Raw genomic sequence first — 15,613 nt, 5'->3', positions numbered from 1 at the left:
TGATGCTCAAGATTGTTGTATCAACACGTTGACCGGGAACTCCGCGAGCACGGTGCTCAACATCAACTCCTTGGAAGAGCTGACCGCCGCGCCACGGAAAAGTCCCGTCGAGTTGGCAGGCGACAAGGCAAACGGCAGTACCACCCGGGTGTCGTCCCAGTTCTGTGCCGGGATCAACGGTGTAGCAGCGCCACCGAGCAAGCCGCTGGCCAGGCGCGGGGCGACGACGACGGCGTGTTCACCTTCACCCACGCGCGCAAAGGCAATCACCTTGTCCGCATGCCTGCCCTGTACGGTCAGTGGCAGGTAGGCGCCACGGCGAAACAGTTCGGCGTGGGCCTGGCGGCAGTCCAGCAGCCGTGCGATCAAGGCCTGCTTGATGCGGCCGTCGCGCCAGTGCGCCAGCAGCTCGGCTAGCGGCGTGGCGTCGTCTAGGGTGCGACGCCTCGAAGCGTAGTCCACGGGGCGGCGGTTGTCGGGGTCGACCAGGCTGAAGTCCCAGTATTCGTTACCCTGGTACAGGTCGGGCACACCGGGGGTAGTCATGCGCAGCAGGGCTTGGACCAAGCCATTGAGGGCGCCGGGGCAAGCCAGCAGTTGCGCGGCATCGGCCACGGATTTGCGCAGTTGCTGGTGTTCGCTGCCTAGCAGCAGGCTATCGATGTAGCGGGCACAGGCACTTTCGTAAGCCTCGTTCGGCGCGCTCCAGCTGCTGCGTAACTTGGCTTCGCGCAGTGCCTTCTGCTGCCACTGACGGATACGCTCGGCGTATTGGTGCAGGGCGGTTTCGTCGTGCAGGTCGAGCTCCAGCGGCCAACTGCCGAGCAGGGTTTGCAGCAGCATCAGCTCGTCGCCGGGGCTGGGTGCCAAGCCATCGTTCAGCTGCGCGCGCAGCGGTTCTGCCAGTTCACGCCAATGTTCCACTCGGCTGGCCAGCCACGGGGCGCGTTCGCTAAGCACGGCCAAGCGTGCGCGAGTGTCTTCGCCGCGCTTGTGATCATGGGTGGCGGTGGCCAGCAGGTTGTCGGGGAAGTCGCGCAGGCGCCGCTGGGCTTCGTTATGGAAGTGCATGGGCGGGGCGCTGAAGTGCTCGGCCTCGAAGCCTACGTCGTTGCGCGACAGCAGCCGGGCGCTGCGGTAGAAGGCAGTGTCTTCCACGGCTTTGGCCGCGCTCGGCGCGGTCAGCTGCTGGAAGCGCACGCAGGCGTGGCGCAGTTGCTTGCGGGCGCGGCCCGGTGGCAGCCGCTTCCAGGCTTGGCCCCCCAGCCATTGTTCAAGGTGGTCCAGTAGCGGCCAGTCGGCTTCGCCGAGGTCGTGCCGGGCGTTGGCCAGCGCCTGCTGGAAAAACCCTTCGTCTTCAGCGGGGCGCCCGCAGGCGTTGAAGTAGGTACGGTACACGGGGTAATGCGCTACCACTGCCTGCAAGGCCCGGCGAATGCCGCCCAAGGTCAGGTCGCGGGTCATCAGGTCGTTGCGCGCGACCTGCAGCAGCGCCTGGGCGACCGATTCGCAGTCACCGGCGAGGCTGGCATTGAGCACAAGGTAACGCGCCTGACGCACTTCTTCAGGGAAGTCGGGCCGTTCGGTGACGTTCGCCCATAGCTCGGTGAGTGGCGTTTCGCCGGCCGGGTCGTGCTGCAGCAGCGAGACCTGGTTCATGAATTCGTAGCCAGTGGTGCCGTCGGTGAGCCAGTCGCGGTGCAGGTGCTCGCCTGCACCGAGGATTTTTTCCACGTAGATCGGGAAGTGCTCCAACGCAGCCTGCAAAGGCCTTTGCGCCAACAGGCTATCGACCCGACGGCGCAGCTTGCGGCAATAGCCGCGCGGGTCGGCCAGGCCGTCGATATGGTCGATGCGCAGGCCATCCACCAGGCCGCGCTCGATCAGCTCGAACAGCTTGGCGTGGGTGGCCTCGAACACCACCGCGCGCTCCACGCGCAGGCCGCCCAGCTCGTTGATGTCGAAGAATCGCCGCCAGTTGATGTCATCGGCGGCGGTGCGCCAGCTGGCAAGGCGGTAGGTCTGGCGCTCCAGCAGCAGGTGCAAGCGTTTGAAGCCGGCCTCGCTGCGGCTGTCGAAGGCCACCAGGGCCGATTCAAGGTCAGCCCCTTCACGCACCAGGCGTGCCAGTTCGGTTTGTAGCGGGAGCGCTGCGGCCAGTGGGGTGGGTGACTCGTTCAACGCAGTGAAATGTTCGGCCAGGGCCTTGAGCGCAGGCTCCGGGCTGAGTGCGAGAATCCAGCCGTAATCGACTGGGCAGATCGGGAAACTATGCTCGTAATGGACCACGTGCAGCAGCCCCTGCTGCTGGTCGAACTGCAGTGGGATTTCGCCGTTCTTGAGTGCCACGCCATAGTCACTGCCAAGGAACGGCAACAACAGTTGCCCGGCCAGTAGCGGGTCGCTGGAGTGCCACTGGATATCGAAGAACTCGGCATACGGGCTACGCCGGCCCCAGGCCAGCAGGCTTTGCCACCAGGGGTTATCGGCACCGCCCACGGCCATGTGGTTGGATACGGTGTCGAGAATCAGCCCCATGCCATGCTGGCGCAGGGCCGCCACTAGCCGCTCCAGCGCCGCTTCGCCGCCCAGTTCGGGGTTGACGCAGGTCGGGTCGACCACATCGTAGCCGTGGCGGGAGCCGGCGCGGGCCTTGAGGATGGGCGAGGCATACAGGTGGCTGATACCCAGCTGGGCGAAGTACGGCACCAGCGGCACGGCGTGATCGAGGGTGAAATCACTGTGAAACTGTAGGCGCAGGGTCGCAGTCAGCGGCTTCATCGGTCACGCTCCCAGGCCTGTTCGCGGGCTTGGGCCAGCAGCTCCAGGCGCCGTGCGGCATCTTCGTCATCGAGCAGTTCTGCCACCGGTTGGGTGAAGCGCCGCCTCCAGTTAGGGTGCCCGGCTGTAGTGCCTGGCAGGTTCGGCTGCTCTTCGCAGCCCAACAGGTCTTCGAGCGGTACCAGCACCAGGGGCGCACGGGTGTGGCCAACGAAGCGGATGGCCGCGTCGATCACGGCGTCGTTGTCCTTCAGTTCGCCGTAGTTGGCCTCCAGGGTGCGGCGCAGGCCGTCGTGTTCTTTCTGGCGGTCTTGGCGCCAATGCAGTTCGGTGGCAGCGTCGATCAGTTGCAAGCGGTGGCTCCAGTCGATGTCGCGGTTTTCCAGCCAGCCGGCCAGCGGGGCCAGGTCGTGGGTGCCGGTTGTGGCAAGGGCGCTGTCTGGCCAGTCCAGAATGGGCTTGAACTGGCCTGGCTGGGTCTGTTCGAAGGGCAGCACGCGCATGCCCAACACTGCTTTTTCGGCAAGTGTTTCGCGCAGGCCGTCGGGCACGGTGCCCAGGTCTTCGCCAAGGATGACTGCCTGGTGGCGCACCGACTCCAGCGCCAGCAGGCGCAACAGGTCGTCCAGCGGGTAATTGAGGTAGGCGCCTTCGCTGGGCTTGGCCCCCTGCGGGATCAGCCACAGCCGGCGCAGGCCCATCACATGGTCGATGCGCAGGCCGCCGGCATGTGCCAGGTTCGCCCGCAGCATCTCGATAAAGGCGCGGTAGCCATTACGCTTGAGGCCCTCGGGCGAGAAGGCGCAGATGCCCCAATCCTGGCCGGCGCGGTTGAGGATGTCGGGCGGCGCACCCACGGTCAGGCCGGCCAGCAATTCATCCTGGCGGCTCCATGCCTGGCTGCCGGCACCGTCGGCACCCACCGCCAGGTCGGCGATCAAGCCCACAGCCATACCGTTGCCGCGGGCTGCCTCCTGAGCACGTTGCAGGCCGCGTTCGGTCAGCCATTGGCAAAAGGCATGGAACTCGACCTTGGCCGGGTAAGCATTGGCGAAGGCCGCCACTTCCGGGTGATAGGGGTCGTGCCAGGCCTTTGGCCAGTTGCGCCAGTCGGCGCCCAGGCCGTGCTCTACAGCCTGTGCCTGCAACACCTCGAAGCGGCAGTGGTGCTCCAGGGCCTGGCCACCGGCCTCGCGGAAGCTATCGAAATCCCTGCGCAGCGGATGGTCGCCATGGCTGAACCCGTGGTACAGCGCTTCAAGCAAGCGCAGGCGGGCACTGGCGGCGCGTGGCCAATCAACCAGTGGGCGTTGCTCCAGCTCTTCCAGTTGTTGCTCCAGCCCGCAGGCTTCAATGGCCATGCGCACCTCCCGCTCACCCAGCAGGGCTGCGGGGCTGGCATACAGGGTGTTGAGCAGCAGGCGGCTGGAGGGTGAGTAGGGGCTGTAGTGCTCTTGGTCGATGGCCGACAGTGCATGAATGGGGCTGATGGCCAAGGCATCGGCACCGCGCTCGGCGGCCAGGCGGGCCAGCTGCTCCAGCGCCAGGCAGTCGCCGTAACCGCCATCGCCGGGCCTGCGCAGGCTGTACAGCTGCACTGCCAGGCCCCAGCAGCGTGGGGGGGGCTGCACGTTGTCTGCAAGGCTGTAGCAGCGCGGCGGGGCCACGGCCACGGTGAAGCGGCGGCTGTCTATTTCCACTTGGTGGTAGCCAATGGGCAGGTCACCTGGCAGGCGTGCCTGCTCGTCCAGGCTGAGGGTAACCGAGGTTTGGTCTTCCAAGGTGCAGCGGGCGACGCTGGCAGCGCTGAAATAGCGTGACAGCGCCAATGGCTGGCCTTGGTCGGCGGTCAGCAAGGGCGGCAAGTGTTCGCTGTCTTCGGCGGCTTCTACCGCGCGCAGGCTGGCGGCAATGGCCGTGTCATCGCTGGCCGGGTGGCCAAGGCCTGCGAGTAGCTTGCACAGCACCTCGTCGCTGACGCGCTGGGGCCGGGCGTTGGCGTCGATCCAGTCGCGGCTTAACCCGACGCGGTTTGCCAAGCGGTGCAGGGCGGTTTCGCTCATGGGCGCTCCTGGTCAGGGGGAAGCAGGCTGACCACGCAACTGTACGGGGCCAGTTGGCTATCAGGGTGTTGGGTGTCGCTGGTGTCGAACAGCCGGGTGGCGGCAGCGGGCAGTTCGACGGCCTGCGCAGTTGCCGCCAGGTTCAGGTCGATGCGCAGGGTATTGCCATCGCCCAGCCGCCAGCGTGCGGTCAGCGCTTTGTCGCCATGCACCTCGGCCCCCAGTGAGCGGCTACCGGGCAGGTGCGGGATGACGTGGCGGCGGCGCAGGGCCAGCAGTTGCTGATAAAGGCCGTGCCAGCCGGCGACCACTTCCTTGTTTTGCGGGCGGGAAGACTCGAAGGTCTGTTCGGCGTTGGGGTCGGGAATGTGCTCTCGCTGCTCGGGGTCGGCGAACGCGGTGAAATGGGCGAACTCGCCACGGCGGCCTTCGCGCACAGCGTCTGCCAACGCGTCATGGAAGTCGGTAAAGAACAGGAACGGCCGGCAACTGCCCTCGTCGTCGCCCATGAACAGCAGCGGGATCATTGGCGCCAGCAGCAACAGGCCAGTGGCTGCGCGCAGGGCCGGTGGCGGGCACAGGCGGGTCAGGCGTTCGCCCAAGGCGCGGTTGCCGACCTGGTCATGGTTCTGCAAGAACAACACAAAAGCGCTGGGCGGCAGGTGCCCGCTGGGTTCGCCGCGTGGCGTGCCATGGCGGTTTGCCTGGCCCTGGAACACGAAGCCCTCGGCCAGGCAGCGCGCCAGCTGGTCGATGGGGCGTTGCTTGTAGTCGGCGTAGTAGCCTTCGGTTTCGCCGGTCAGCAGCACATGCAGGGCATTGTGGCCGTCGTCGTTCCATTGCGCATCGAAACCCTGTTCCAGCAGGGCGGCCTGGTTGTGCTCGTTTTCCAGCACCAGCCACACGTGCCGCCCCGGTTCTACGGCGGCGCGTACACGCTGGGCCAGCTCAATCAGGAAATCGGGCTGGTCGATGGCATGCACGGCATCCAGGCGCAGGCCGTCGCAGCGGTAGTCGCACAGCCACATGAGCGCGTTCTGGATGAAGTACTCGCGCACCTGCGGGCGGCGGAAGTCGATGGCCGCGCCCCAGGGTGTCTGCCGGTCTTCGCGGAAGAACGCGCTGGCGTACTGGTGCAGGTAATTGCCATCGGGGCCAAAGTGGTTGTACACCACATCCACCAGCACCATCAGCCCTTCGCCGTGGGCCTGATCGACCAGTGCGCATAACTGCTCGGGGCTGCCGTAGGTATTTTGAGGCGCGTAGGGCAGCACGCCGTCGTAGCCCCAGTTGCGCTCGCCTGGGAACTGCCCCAGCGGCATCAGCTCGACAGCACTGATGCCCACCTCGGCCAGGCGCTGCAGGTGCCGGGCAACCCCGGCGTAGCCGTCGAGCAAACCGACATGCAGTTCCTGAATCACCGCTTCGTGCCACGGCCGGCCTTGCCACGGGTGTTGCCAGGGGTAACCGGCCACATCCACCACCTGGCTTGGGCCTTGTACGCCTTGGGGCTGATAACGCGAAGCCGGGTCAGCCACCTGGAGTTCGCCGTCGATACGGTAATGATAAAGGTCGCCAGCCTTGCACGGGGCAACGCCGGTGAACCAGCCATCGTCATCGGCCAGCAGCGCCACGGGCGGCTGCTGCTCCAGTTCCACGCTCACGCTGCGCGCATCCGGCGCCCAGAGGGCGAAGCGCGCCGACGTGGCGTCCATTAAGTGTGCGCCATGCCTGTGCATCTTCTGACCCTCGCTCAGTAATGGCTCAGCTGTGCCTGCTTGACCAGGTCCTCGTAAAGGCGGGCGTAGGGCTCAACCGCCTGGCACCAGTTGAAGGGTTGGGTCATCGACAGGCAGCGCATGGCGTTCAGCAAGTCCTTCTTGCCGTACACATAGAAGGCGCGGCTGAGTGCCTCGCGGTAGCTCTCCACGGTCGACTCGTTGAACAGAAAGCCCGTGACGCCGCACTCGATGGTGTCGGCCAGGCCACCGGTATTGCGCGCCACCGGCAGCGAGCCGAAGCGTTGCGCGTACATCTGGCTGAGGCCACAAGGTTCATAGCGTGATGGCATCAGCAAGAAGTCGCTGCCGGCGAACATGCGCCGGGCGTCGGTCTCGTTGAAGCCAATACGCACGCCGATGCGGCCCGGGTGGCGCAGCGCCAGCTCGCGCATGGCCTGTTCTTCTTCCGGCTCGCCACGGCCGATGATCGCGATCTGCCCACCTTGTTCGACGATGTAGTCGGCCACACCCAAGGTCAGGTCCAGGCCTTTCTGATAGACCAGCCGTGACACCACGGCGAACAACGGGCCTTCGGATTCCTCCAGGCCGAACAGCTCGCGTACCTCATGAGTGTTGCGCGCCTTGCCTTCCCAGTCGTTGATGCTGAAGTTGTGTTGCAGGTGTTTGTCGGTGGCCGAGTCCCAGCTTTCGTCGATGCCGTTGGGGATGCCGCCAAGCAGGCCTTGCTGGGCTTTGCTGGCGAGAAAACCGTCCAGGCCGCAGCCGAATTCCGGCGTGGTGATTTCCCGGGCATAGGTGGCGCTGACGGTGGTGATGTGGCTGGAGTAAGCCAGGCCAGCCTTGAGGAACGACAGCTTGCCGTAGAACTCCATGCCTTCCTGCTGCATGGCGTGATCGGGAATCGCCAGCTCCGGGCTGCAACCTCGGCTGTACACACCCTGGTAGGCCAGGTTGTGGATGGTGAACAGGGTGGGCGTGTTCAGCCCGCGCCAATGCATGTAGGCCGGGGCCAGGCCCGCGGGCCAGTCATGCGCGTGCACCACTTCTGGCGTCCAGTGGATCTTGCCTTCGCCAGCTGCGATTTCGGCAGCAGCCAGGCCCAGGCGTGCGAAGCGGATGTGGTTGTCGGGCCAGTCGCGGCCATTGTTGGCACCATAGGGTGTGCCGTCGCGCTGGTACAGCTCGGGGCAGATCAGCACATAGATGACCAGGCCGTCGGCCATGTCCATACGCCCGATCTTGCACGGCGGCAGGGCCGCGTGGCCGCCTAGCTCACCCACGATGTGGATCGGGTTGTCACTTTCCATCACCTGCCGGTAGCCAGGGATCAGCACCCGCACATCGTGCAGGTGGGCCAGGGCGCGGGGCAGGGCGGAGGACACGTCGCCCAGGCCGCCGGTCTTCACCAGGTCTGCGATTTCCGAGGTCACGAACAGAATCTTGCGCATGTTCGGGTTGTGCTGGCGCTGGGCGCCGGGTGCCTTGCCTGTCGTGGCGAAATCCGGGGTGAGCGGCTCGCGGTTGTCCGGTTTGAATGAATCTACGTGAGGCTCGACAGCGGCACTGATCATACTTCTCTCCGTCCCTATGCTTGACCGGGTGCTGGCACCCGTGACGATATTGCGTGTTGGTTCTCTCTGTTTCTGAATTCTGCGTAGTGCGTTCCATGCCCCAGGTTCGTGCGCGCAGGCACAACGCGATCAGCACTCCGGCCGAAGGCGATTGGACTGGTTGGGATGGGTGGGCCGAGCCAGGGAATGTCCCTTGCGTTTGGCCTACTTAGTTCCTGACCTGCCGGCGTTTGCGAAAGTTCGACTTTTTTTCGTCGCTCTTCCGTTGAGCAAATGGCGGGCCGAAACCCGAGTGTAGGAGAGAAAAAGATAAAAAGGTGACCCATTGGTCACTATTGCCATGCGCGGAATAGACGCAAACGTTGGCGTATGTGACCGGATGTGAAAAGAGGTGGGCGAAGGCAGTGCGGGGTGTTTGGAGGATGCGCCAAATTGTGGCTAGGGTGGGGTAACGCACCATGATGGTGCTAGCAGCAAGTCACTTCTTCATCGTGGACAACCCGGTCATCATGGCATTGGATTCTCTACGCGCACTGAATCCCTTGGCTGGCATTTCTGACAGTTGTGTCATTCAGGGCTAGGGCACCACCATTGTGCCGGATCTCCCCTAGGACGAAGGTCATGGAAAAAATTGATCAGCTGACCTCAGTGCATAAGCACTCTTCAGGCATCCCTTATGCACCCTACGGATACTCTGTATGGCTCGACTCATCTCTGAGCTTCAACGCTCAACACAGGGACTTGCACTCAAAATTTTACCTGCTCGGTAACGGGTATCGGGGATATAAGCCCGAACTTATGCGGTTTAACTCACCCGATACGCTCAGTCCGTTCGGCAAAGGGGGGGCGAACGCATACGCCTACTGCGCTAACGACCCGGTGAATCGCCTGGACCCCTCAGGCCATTTCTTCAAATGGTTGAAACGGGGTGTAGCCAGCATTTTTGGCAACTCCGGCAGGTCGCCAGGACGCCGAACAGATTCAATCACCGCTATTACCCTAAGCGAACCCGGTTCAGTTAAGCGGAGTTCAGATCTCTCTTTTGGGGCGCCTTCGGGAGGTAGCGGTGCGAGTCACGTTCAAACAACGTTCGAGGAAATTCAGCGTCTTGAACGCGACATTATGGATGTGAGGGTTTTTTCGCCGCAAAATCCTCGTGAGGTCAATGCTCAGCTCGAAACCCTATCTGTTTTGCAGCATCGACTTGCTGATGCCCACAAGCGGATTAAACCGAGGGATCAGGTATGGCTAGCCTTGCATGTACGGGAAAGGATTCGTGAAACAAAAAATCACGGATTATCCGTCTCAGACTCAGCCAGCTGGCACAGCCATAGTGAGTTGCGATTGCGCATTACCAGAAGCCTGATTTGAAGAAATCGATCAGAGGCTTACAGCCTTTTCGCCATCACGTTGTTGCGCCAGCAGCAGGTTCAACTGGGCGACCTGTTGGCGCAACTGGTCACGTTCGTCTTTCAGTTTACGCAGCTCATCACGGCGCACGGAGACATAGAGGGTCTGGGTTGGGGTTGCAGGCATCAAGGTACCCATGAGCACACCTCGCGGTTTTGGCTGGTGACAAGTCAAAGCTTAGACGCTTCACGCGGGGCGCATTCTGAATTCTTTTGCAGTTGGTGGGAACTTTTTTGTTTATCGTGGTCTTGCCGTTCGTCGCTGAACCCTCGGGCGGCAGGCTGGACTAATCTGAAACGCTGGACTGTGTTGTCATCCATTTCGTAAGGGAGCATCGGCTCATGCAATTGGGAATCGTCGGGCTGGGCCGCATGGGCGGCAATATCGCAAGGCGCCTGATGCGCGCCGGCCACCGCACCGTGGTGCACGACCGCAACCGCGAGGCCATTACCGGGCTGGAGGGCGAGGGTGCCCAAGGCGCGCACGACCTTGGTGCGCTGGTACAAAAGCTGAAAGCCCCACGCGCAGTGTGGGTGATGCTGCCGGCCGGCGAGCCAACCGAGCAGACCATCGCGCAGTTGGCTGACCTGCTGGAACCGGGCGATGCGATCATCGACGGCGGCAATACCTTCTACAAGGACGACATGCGCCGTGCTGCCGAGCTGGCAAAACGCGGCCTGCATTACCTGGACGTCGGCACTTCTGGCGGCGTATGGGGCCTGGACCGTGGCTACTGCATGATGATCGGCGGCGAAAAGGACGTGTTCGAGCGCCTGGAGCCACTGTTCAAGGCGCTGGCCCCGGGCGTGGGTGACATCCCGCGTACTCATGGCCGCAGCGGCGAGCATCAGCGCGCCGAGCACGGCTATATCCACGCGGGCCCACCCGGCGCCGGGCACTACGTGAAAATGGTGCATAACGGTATCGAGTACGGCCTCATGCAGGCCTATGCCGAAGGCTTCGACCTGCTGCGCAGCAAAGGCGGCAACGAGCTGCCGCAAGACCAGCGCTTTGACCTGAACGTGGCCGAGATCGCCGAGGTGTGGCGGCGTGGCAGCGTGGTAACCTCATGGCTGCTCGACCTCACCGCCGATGCCTTGGTGGCCGACCCGCAGCTGTCGCAGTTCAGTGGCTCGGTATCCGACAGTGGCGAAGGCCGCTGGACCATCGATGCCGCCGTTGAGCAGGCGGTGCCGGTGCCGGTGCTGTCCAGCGCACTGTTTGCGCGCTTCCGCTCGCGCCAGCAGCAGGGCACGTATGGTGACAAGATCCTTTCGGCCATGCGCCTGGGCTTCGGTGGCCACGTCGAGAAGAAAGGCGAATGACCAAACAGACCATTCCAGCCGCACCTCCCTGTACCCTGTTCCTGTTTGGCGCCAATGGCGACCTGGTCAAGCGCCTGCTGATGCCGGCGCTGTACAACCTCAGCCGCGACGGTTTGCTGGACCGCAACTTGCGCATCGTTGGCGTGGACCACAACCCGGCCAGCGCCGAGGAATTTGCAGAGCGCCTGCATGCGTTCATGCTCGAGCGGGATAAAGGCGGCGAGGGCAGCGCCAAGTGCCTGGACGAAAAGCTCTGGGCACGCCTGGCCAAGCGCCTGGATTACCAGACGGGCGATTTCCTTGACCCGGCCACTTACCAGGCCCTCGCCAAGCGCATCGACAAAACCAGCCACGGCAATGCCATCTTCTACCTGGCCACCTCGCCGCGTTTCTTCCCCGAGGTGGCGCAGCGCCTGGGGCAGGCCGGCTTGCTCGACGAGTCTGGCGGCGGCTTTCGCCGCGTCGTGGTCGAGAAGCCATTCGGCACCGACCTGGCCAGCGCCGAGGCGCTCAACGCCTGCCTGTTGAAAGTGATGGGCGAACGGCAGATCTACCGTATCGACCATTACCTGGGCAAAGAGACGGTGCAGAACATTCTGGTCAGCCGCTTCTCCAACGGCCTGTTCGAATCCTTCTGGAACAACCACTACATCGACCACGTGCAGATCACCGCTGCGGAAACGGTCGGCGTCGAAACCCGTGGTGCGTTCTACGACAGCACCGGGGCCCTGCGCGACATGGTTCCCAACCACCTGTTCCAGTTGCTGGCGATGGTGGCCATGGAGCCGCCGGCTGCGTTCGGGGCTGACGCGGTGCGCGGCGAAAAGGCCAAGGTGGTCGGTGCTATTCGCCCATGGTCGGCGAAAATGGCCCTGAAGAACTCGGTACGCGGCCAGTACAGTGCCGGCAAGCAGGGGCGCAAGCCGCTGCCCGGTTATCGGCAGGAGCCCAATGTAGCGCCTGACAGCCAGACCGAAACCTACGTGGCGCTGAAGGTGATGATCGACAACTGGCGCTGGGCCGGCGTGCCGTTCTACTTGCGCACCGGCAAGCGCATGAGCGTGCGCGACACCGAAATTGCCATTTGCTTCAAGCCCGCGCCGTATGCGCAGTTCCGCGAGTCGGAGCTGGAGCGGCCCAAGCCCAACTACCTGAAAATCCAGATTCAGCCCAACGAAGGCATGTGGTTCGACCTGCAGGCCAAACGGCCAGGGCCGGAGCTGGTGATGGAGAATGTGGAGCTGGGCTTTGCCTATAAAGACTTCTTCAAGATGACCCCGGCGACCGGCTACGAGACGCTGATTTACGACTGCCTGACCGGTGACCAGACCCTGTTCCAGCGGGCTGACAACATCGAGAACGGCTGGCGAGCGGTGCAGCCGTTTCTCGATGCCTGGGCCCAGGATGGCGAGGTGCATCAGTACCCGGCCGGTGAAGACGGGCCTGACGCTGGCAATGAATTGCTGACCCGCGACAAGCGCGAGTGGCACCGCTTGGGCTGACCTGATCAAGCTGGGTTGCCTGTGCCGGCCGCTTCGCGGGGCAAGCCCGCTCCCACAGGGAACCCTACTGCACTTAAGCCGTGTGCAGTACCTGTGGGAGCGGGCTTGCCCCGCGAAGCGGCCGGCACAGGCAACAAACCGGTTCAACCGAAAGGAGACTCAATGCCTGCCCACATCGAAGACTATGCCCTGCTGGGCAATTGCCGCAGCGCCGCCCTGGTCAGCCGCGATGGCTCGCTCGACTGGCTCTGCCTGCCACGCTTCGACGCCCCCGCCGTGTTTGCGGCCCTGCTGGGCAACGAAGAAAACGGCCGCTGGCGCGTGGCCCCCTGCGACCCCGTCGAGCACAGCAGCCGCCAATACCTGGACGACACCCTCGTGCTGGAAACCACCTGGGTCACTGCCACCGGCCGTGCCCGGGTGCTCGACTTCATGCCGCTGGGCGACGTCAATTCGGTGGTGCGGATCGTCGAGGGTCTCAGTGGCGAAACCAATTTTGAAATGGACCTGGTCATGCGCTTCGACTACGGTCGCAGTGTGCCATGGGTGGAACGGCTCGCCCCACTGACCCTCAGCGCCGTTGCCGGCCCTGACCGGCTGATCCTGTGCAGCACCGTCCCCCCGCATGCACTCGACCACCATACCGTCGCGCGCTTTCGTGTTGGCACGGGCGAGCGCCAAATCTTCAGCCTGCGTCACCAACCCTCGCACCTGCCCGTGCAGCCCGACTGCGATATCGACCAGGCTTTTGCCCAAACCGTCGAGCAGTGGCAGGCCTTCGCCACCCGCTGCCCGCAGGTAGGGCCATACACCGCCCTGGTGCGCCGCTCGTTGCTCACCCTCAAGGCCATGACCTACGCCCCCACCGGCGGTATCGTCGCCGCCGTCACCACCTCGCTGCCCGAGCGTGTGGGTGGGGAGCGCAACTGGGACTACCGCTTCTGCTGGCTGCGCGATGCCACCATGACACTGCTGGCCTTCATGAACCTCGGCTACTTTGACGAAGCCCAGGCCTGGCGCGAATGGCTGCTGCGCTCGGTGGCCGGCAACCCTGAGCAGATGCAGATCATGTATGGCCTGGCCGGCGAGCGTGACCTGCAGGAATACACCTTGCCGTGGCTGGCCGGTTACGAGCATTCGCAACCCGTGCGGGTAGGCAATGCCGCGTCGCAGCAGATGCAGCTGGACATCTATGGCGAACTGGCCGATGCCATGTCCCAGGCGATCAAGGGCGGCTTGCCGCGCCATCCGCGCAGCGCCGCCATCTCCCGCCTGATCATGCCTTACGTCGAAGGCATCTGGCGCGAGCCGGACGAAGGCATCTGGGAAGTGCGCGGCGGCCGGCAACAGTTCGTGCACTCCAAGGTGATGGCCTGGGTCGCCTTCGACCGTGCCGCAGGGTTGGCCGACACCACTGAAGAAGGCCGCGAGCGCGGGGACCATTACCGCCAGGTGGCTGACGACATTCACCGCGAAGTTTGCGAGAAAGGCCTGGACCCCAGTGGCCGGTTTTTTGTTCAGGCGTACGGCTCGTCCGAGATGGATGCCAGCCTGTTGCAGATCGCCCTGACTGGCTTCTTGCCCGCAGATGACCCACGCTTTTTGCGCACGCTGGAGCAGGTCGAACAGCGCCTGCTGAAGAACGGCCTGCTGATGCGCTACGACAGTGACAGCTGCAGCGACGGCCTGACGCCGGGGGAAGGCACCTTCCTGGTGTGCTCGTTCTGGCTGGCAGACGTTTATGTATTGTTGGGGCGCCAGGCTGAAGCCGAAGCGCTGTACCAGCACCTCACCGGCTTGAGCAACGACCTTGGCTTGCTGGCGGAACAGTACGACCCGGCCGGCCAGCGCATGCTCGGCAACTTCCCCCAGGCGTTCAGCCATATCGGCATCATCAACACCGCACTTAATCTTCATCGCGCACAGTGCCCGGTGCGGGACCGGGCGAGTTGCGGATAGACGTGCCTCTGATCGCAACCAATGGGTGACGCATCGTGCCATCGCCATCAGCCTGTAATCACACGGATGTTTCAGGCCGCCTGATATAAAAGTGTGAAACGACCGGAGTAGACTAGGCCAAACCCCCTACGGCACGGAGCACACATGGGCATTAGCGGTACTGACCGGCAGATCGACAACATCGAGTTCAATGTCAGCGACATCGCAAGCAGCAAAGCCTTCTATGGCAGCGTGTTCGGCTGGGCGTTCACCGACTATGGGCCTGCCTATACCGAGTTCAGTGACGGCCGGCTGACCGGTGGCTTCACCACCGGCGAGCCAGTACGCCCGGGCGGGCCATTGGTCATCCTGTACGCCGACGACCTCGATGCCACACAGCAGCGGGTCGAGGCCGCCGGGGCGACAATCAGCCGGGCGACCTTTGCCTTTCCGGGCGGGCGTCGCTTCCATTTCATCGACCCGGACGGCTATGAACTGGCGGTGTGGACGGCCCAAGCCTGATGGCCAACCACAAGATCGAAATCCGCCGACGCAATATCGAGAAAATTTTGCAGGCGGCGGAAAAGGTGTTCGCCGACAAAGGTTATGGCGCCACGTCCATGGGCGATATCGCCGAGCAGGCCGAATTGCCGCGCTCCAACTTGCATTATTACTTCAGCACCAAGGACGAGCTGTTCCGCGCGGTGCTGCAGGACCTGCTGGATGTGTGGAAGCAGGACGCACTGTGCTTCGAGAACTTCGACGACCCGCGTGTGGTGCTGACCAGCTACATCAGGGCCAAGATGGGCCATTCGCGCTCGCGGCCACTGGGCTCGAAGATCTGGGCCGAAGAGATGCTGCACGGGGCGCCTGTGCTTGGGGTGAACCTGGATGACAGCCTGGTGCCCTGGGCGAAATTGAAAGAAGCCAAGATCCGCCGTTGGGTGGAGGAGGGGCGTATTCTGCCGGTTGAACCGTCGGCATTGCTGTACATGATCTGGGCGTCCACCCAGCACTATGCCGACTTCGGTTACCAGGTGCAGTTGCTCAATGGCGGCGAGATGCTGTCGGACATGGCGTTCGAGAGTGCGGTGCAAACGGTGACCAGCGTGATCTTGCGGGGGATCGGGCTGGAGCCTTGAACCGAGACTCCAGCCTGACGCGGTCCATTGTAGGAGCGGCCTTGTGCCGCGATGGGGCGCGAAGCGGCCCCGGCAATTTCGGCGGCGAAGCTCAAACCCCAGGGCCGCTTCGCGCCCCATCGCGGCACAAGGCCGCTCC

At 63.7% G+C, this 15,613-nt stretch carries 11 protein-coding genes; 6 read left to right on the top strand and 5 right to left on the bottom strand.

The genetic code is table 11. The annotated features are described in order from the left end of the window. Nucleotides 1-6: 6 nt before the first annotated feature. Genes CKW35_RS08050 through glgA form a run of 4 tightly spaced genes read right to left on the bottom strand, consistent with a single transcriptional unit; the run spans nt 7 to nt 8,157 of the window. The gene (locus tag CKW35_RS08050; protein ID WP_060517025.1) at nt 7-2,781 is read right to left on the bottom strand and encodes a malto-oligosyltrehalose synthase; all 2,775 of its coding nucleotides are present in this window, start codon (nt 2,779-2,781) and stop codon (nt 7-9) included. After that, nucleotides 2,778-4,844: a 4-alpha-glucanotransferase gene (gene malQ, locus CKW35_RS08045; protein WP_070086565.1), complete on the bottom strand. Its 2,067-nt coding sequence runs from the start codon at nt 4,842-4,844 to the stop codon at nt 2,778-2,780. The genes CKW35_RS08050 and malQ overlap by 4 nt, the downstream gene beginning before the upstream one ends. After that, complete coding sequence (gene treZ, locus CKW35_RS08040) at nt 4,841-6,583, bottom strand: malto-oligosyltrehalose trehalohydrolase (protein ID WP_016488157.1); 1,743 nt, start codon at nt 6,581-6,583, stop codon at nt 4,841-4,843. The genes malQ and treZ overlap by 4 nt, the downstream gene beginning before the upstream one ends. Before the next feature lie 14 nt (nt 6,584-6,597). After that, nucleotides 6,598-8,157 (bottom strand): glycogen synthase GlgA, encoded by a 1,560-nt coding sequence (gene glgA / locus CKW35_RS08035; RefSeq protein WP_016488156.1) that lies wholly within the window; start codon nt 8,155-8,157, stop codon nt 6,598-6,600. Between the two features lie 621 nt (nt 8,158-8,778). On the opposite strand from glgA, the gene CKW35_RS28545 reads away from it, so the two are divergent. Continuing rightward, complete coding sequence (locus tag CKW35_RS28545) at nt 8,779-9,528, top strand: RHS repeat-associated core domain-containing protein (RefSeq protein ID WP_256583378.1); 750 nt, start codon at nt 8,779-8,781, stop codon at nt 9,526-9,528. A gap of 9 nt (nt 9,529-9,537) precedes the next feature. Here the strand turns inward: CKW35_RS28545 and CKW35_RS28355 are convergent, their stop codons facing one another. Beyond that, nucleotides 9,538-9,705 (bottom strand): DUF6026 family protein, encoded by a 168-nt coding sequence (locus CKW35_RS28355; RefSeq protein WP_016488155.1) that lies wholly within the window; start codon nt 9,703-9,705, stop codon nt 9,538-9,540. Nucleotides 9,706-9,908: 203 nt separating this feature from the next. Here CKW35_RS28355 and gnd point away from each other — a divergent pair, with 203 nt between their 5' ends. The 5 genes from gnd to CKW35_RS08005 all read left to right on the top strand — a co-directional run bounded on the left by gnd (nt 9,909) and on the right by CKW35_RS08005 (nt 15,474). After that, on the top strand, nt 9,909-10,892 hold the full coding sequence (gnd, locus tag CKW35_RS08025; protein ID WP_016488154.1) for a phosphogluconate dehydrogenase (NAD(+)-dependent, decarboxylating): 984 nt from the start codon (nt 9,909-9,911) through the stop codon (nt 10,890-10,892). Then, nucleotides 10,889-12,394: a glucose-6-phosphate dehydrogenase gene (zwf, locus tag CKW35_RS08020; protein ID WP_095115628.1), complete on the top strand. Its 1,506-nt coding sequence runs from the start codon at nt 10,889-10,891 to the stop codon at nt 12,392-12,394. The genes gnd and zwf overlap by 4 nt, the downstream gene beginning before the upstream one ends. Before the next feature lie 162 nt (nt 12,395-12,556). Beyond that, on the top strand, nt 12,557-14,353 hold the full coding sequence (locus CKW35_RS08015) for a glycoside hydrolase family 15 protein (protein ID WP_016488152.1): 1,797 nt from the start codon (nt 12,557-12,559) through the stop codon (nt 14,351-14,353). 144 nt (nt 14,354-14,497) lie between these two features. Continuing rightward, a complete protein-coding gene (locus CKW35_RS08010; protein WP_016488151.1) occupies nt 14,498-14,854 on the top strand; it encodes a VOC family protein in 357 nt (118 codons plus the stop codon). Continuing rightward, nucleotides 14,854-15,474, top strand: a complete 621-nt coding sequence (locus CKW35_RS08005; protein WP_024717560.1) for a TetR/AcrR family transcriptional regulator — start codon at nt 14,854-14,856, stop codon at nt 15,472-15,474. The genes CKW35_RS08010 and CKW35_RS08005 overlap by 1 nt, the downstream gene beginning before the upstream one ends. Nucleotides 15,475-15,613: the final 139 nt, after the last annotated feature.

This window comes from Pseudomonas sp. Irchel 3F3 (assembly GCF_900187545.1).
In the GTDB taxonomy this organism is placed as follows: Bacteria; Pseudomonadota; Gammaproteobacteria; order Pseudomonadales; family Pseudomonadaceae; genus Aquipseudomonas; species Aquipseudomonas fortuita.
Note: the sequence above shows the minus strand (reverse complement) of the source record. Positions and strands in the feature narration are given on the sequence as shown.

Coding starts and splice junctions, on each gene's coding strand:
- CKW35_RS08050 (WP_060517025.1), bottom strand. CDS start 2,781: ATGAAGCCGCTGACTGCGACCCTGCGCCTACAGTTTCACAGTGATTTC.
- malQ (WP_070086565.1), bottom strand. CDS start 4,844: ATGAGCGAAACCGCCCTGCACCGCTTGGCAAACCGCGTCGGGTTAAGC.
- treZ (WP_016488157.1), bottom strand. CDS start 6,583: ATGCACAGGCATGGCGCACACTTAATGGACGCCACGTCGGCGCGCTTC.
- glgA (WP_016488156.1), bottom strand. CDS start 8,157: ATGATCAGTGCCGCTGTCGAGCCTCACGTAGATTCATTCAAACCGGAC.
- CKW35_RS28545 (WP_256583378.1), top strand. CDS start 8,779: ATGGAAAAAATTGATCAGCTGACCTCAGTGCATAAGCACTCTTCAGGC.
- CKW35_RS28355 (WP_016488155.1), bottom strand. CDS start 9,705: ATGGGTACCTTGATGCCTGCAACCCCAACCCAGACCCTCTATGTCTCC.
- gnd (WP_016488154.1), top strand. CDS start 9,909: ATGCAATTGGGAATCGTCGGGCTGGGCCGCATGGGCGGCAATATCGCA.
- zwf (WP_095115628.1), top strand. CDS start 10,889: ATGACCAAACAGACCATTCCAGCCGCACCTCCCTGTACCCTGTTCCTG.
- CKW35_RS08015 (WP_016488152.1), top strand. CDS start 12,557: ATGCCTGCCCACATCGAAGACTATGCCCTGCTGGGCAATTGCCGCAGC.
- CKW35_RS08010 (WP_016488151.1), top strand. CDS start 14,498: ATGGGCATTAGCGGTACTGACCGGCAGATCGACAACATCGAGTTCAAT.
- CKW35_RS08005 (WP_024717560.1), top strand. CDS start 14,854: ATGGCCAACCACAAGATCGAAATCCGCCGACGCAATATCGAGAAAATT.